This window comes from Parvibaculum sp. (genome assembly GCF_035511255.1).
Lineage (GTDB): Bacteria > Pseudomonadota > Alphaproteobacteria > Parvibaculales > Parvibaculaceae > Parvibaculum.
Genome location: NZ_DATKFR010000259.1, coordinates 1 through 2,796, shown reverse-complemented (window position 1 = coordinate 2,796; position 2,796 = coordinate 1). Strand labels below are relative to the sequence as shown.

Sequence of the window (2,796 nt, the reverse complement as noted above, 5' to 3'; positions counted from 1 at the left end):
CGCGCCGCCCGCGCCGTCCGGCGTCCGCGTCGGCCGTTCGATCGTCACCCGCTCGCGCAGCCGTCCCGGATCCCGCGCGCTCATAGCCGGAACCTCCGGTAGGGCGCGATCAGCGCGCCGACGGTGAAGGGAATTTCGTTCGCCCCCTCGAAGGCGACCGGCAGCCGCGTCTCGAACCAATGCGCGACGAGCAGCAGCACCGCATGTTTGAGCGCCTGCGGCACCGAAGCCGGCCCGCCGTAGCCGGCCGTGAATTCGATCGCGATCCCGCCCGCGCGTTTCTTCGGCGCCGGCCAGCCGCCGCCCGCCGCCGGATGAATGCGCGGCGGCTCGGCTCCGAGTTCGAGATCGTAGAGCGCCGGATCGACCGTCTCGCTTTCGCCGTTCCGCGCGACGAGCGAGATCGCCGTCACCTCGGTCACCGGCGCGAGCGGCATCACGATCGCGCCTTCGGGAAAGCGGTCGATGAGCAGCCGCCAGCTCTGCGTCACGAAGGCGCGCCGCGTCTCGCCTTCGAGCACCGCCCGCGCCGCCGTGATGAGCGCGGCGAGAAGCCCGTCCTCGCTCGTGTCGTCGAGCCGCAAAAACGCCCGCGCCTCGCCAAGCGTCACCGGCTCCTCGGCCGGCCCCGCCGTCAGGATGAGTGTCATGCAAATGTTCTTTCAAAAAATATCCGTGTCATCCCGGCGAAAGCCGGGACCCACTCGCCTCTCCGCTCGCCGCAGCCGCCGCGATCCGGATATGGAATGCGAGCGGCATTCCGTCTTCGATTGCTAAGGGAACCAATGGGTCCCGGCTTTCGCCGGGATGACAGTGAGGGCGAAAGGAAGAAGGCATCACACGTGCCATCTTCTTCCAAAAAACGCCCCGGCCCTCCGAGGGAGGAGCGGAGGGCCAGGACGCCCGCGAAGCCTTAAACCACCGGCTTCACATTCGCCTTCGAGAGAACCGCGATCGCCGCCACCGGCGTGCCGTTCGTATGCGTGCCGGTCAGCGCGAGGCTGATGCGGCTGTAGCGCGCATTGCCGAGATAGCCGATGCGATAGGCCGTCTGCGCCTTCGCGGCGGCATCGACCGTCGCAAAGACGCCCGCCGCAGATACCGGCCCGCCCGAAACCGCTTTCGCGTCGGCGACCGGCGACCAGTTGCTGCCGTCCTCCGACGCTTCGAGTTTCACATCCGTCTTGAGCGTACCGGAGAGCGTGTCGCCCGACGCGCCGAACAGCACGATGTGCTCGACCGCTTCGAAGCCCTGACGGTCGATCGGCGCCCCGGTCCGCGCCGCCGTGGTAAGCGCCGGATCGAGCGCCTGCACGGTCTTGATGTTGCGATGAAAGTCGCGCATGTCTCTCTCCTTCACGCCGTTCCGAATTTCAGAAGCTTCAGCGCCTCGAAATTCTGCACGCCGCCGCCCACGCGCTTCGTCGTATAGAAAAGCACGTAGGGTTTGGCGCTGTAGGGATCGCGCAGCACGCGTACGCCGAGCCTGTCGACGATCAGATAGCCGCGCTTGAAATCGCCGAAGGCGATCGCCGTCGCGTCGCTGGCGATGGAGGGCATGTCTTCGGCCTCCGTCACCGGATAGTTGAGCAGCGTCGGCGGCGCGCCGGCCGCAAGGCCCGGCTGCCAGAGATAATTGCCCTCCGCATCCTTGAACTTGCGGATGACGCTCTGCGTCGCACGGTTCATCACGAAGCGCGCATTGGCCCGGTATCCGGCCTTCACCGCATAGATGAGGTCGATCAGCGTGTCCGACGGATTGGACACCGGAAAGGCGCCCGCGACGCCCGTCGCGAGATAGCCGAGCTTGCCCCAGGACCAGCTTGCATTGGCGACCTTCGCATAGGAGAGAAAGCCGCGCGGACGCCGGACGCCGTCGCCGGTGACGAAGGCCGCGCCTTCCTGTTCGGCGAAGGCCGTCTGTACTTCTTCCGCGAGCCACTGGTCGATATTGATCGCCGCGTCGTCGAGCAGCGTCGAGGTCGCCGCCGGCATCGCATAGAGTTCCATCGCCGGAAATTCGAGTTCCGAAAGCGACGAGGCGGTCGTCTCGCTCCGCGTCTCGGTCTCGCCGACCCAGCCGCTCGCGGGGCCCGACACCGTGAAGGGCTTCTTGTAGCTCGCCGCGCCGATCTGGCGCACGCCGGCGATGGCGCGGATCGGCGAGGCGTCCGACACGATGCGGTCGATCATCCGCTCCGTCTCCGCCGGCACCAGATAGCCGCCATCGGGATCGGACTGCGCCGACAGCGCCTTGGCCTCGAGCGCGCGCAGATCCTGCGCCTCGCCCTTCCTCACATAGAGATCGAAGGCGCGCTTGTGCTCGCGCCGCGCCGGATCGAGCCGCGTCCGCGTCTCGCCTCCGATGTCGGGACGCGCCAGCGTCAGCGCCAGTTCGTCCACCGTCTTCTTCTGCCGGTCGAGCGCGCGGTTGATGCGGTCGACCTTCTCCTCGGTCAGAATGTCGGCGGTGAGCTTCTTCTCGATCTCGTCGAGCCGCTCGTCATTCGCCTGCTTGAAGTCCTCGAAAGCGCCGAGAAACTCGTCCATCGCGTCCCGCACCTCGTGCGACGCCGCGCTCTTCGTTTCGGGCGCGCGCGCATGGCCCTTCAACGACGCCCCGATGCGCGGGACGCCGGTCATGAATGCACTCATTCGTGCTCTCCTTGATGTCTGTTCAGTTGAAAATCCGCGACGCCGCGCGGATCGCCCGCGCCGTCGCCTCATCGCCGCCTTTCGCGTCCCGCGAAACCGTCAGCGCCTTGTAGCCGCCGGCAACGATCCGGCGTGCGTCCG

Annotated in this window: 3 protein-coding genes; all 3 read right to left on the bottom strand. The window is 67.2% G+C overall.

The features are described 5' to 3' along the window. Nucleotides 1-80 precede the first annotated feature (80 nt). Nucleotides 81-650, bottom strand: a complete 570-nt coding sequence (locus VMR03_RS10320; RefSeq protein ID WP_325404876.1) for a head-tail connector protein — start codon at nt 648-650, stop codon at nt 81-83. Between the two features lie 263 nt (nt 651-913). Then, the gene (locus VMR03_RS10315) at nt 914-1,345 is read right to left on the bottom strand and encodes a hypothetical protein (protein ID WP_325404874.1); all 432 of its coding nucleotides are present in this window, start codon (nt 1,343-1,345) and stop codon (nt 914-916) included. A gap of 11 nt (nt 1,346-1,356) precedes the next feature. Continuing rightward, on the bottom strand, nt 1,357-2,655 hold the full coding sequence (locus VMR03_RS10310) for a phage major capsid protein (protein ID WP_325404873.1): 1,299 nt from the start codon (nt 2,653-2,655) through the stop codon (nt 1,357-1,359). Between the last annotated feature and the right edge of the window lie 141 nt (nt 2,656-2,796).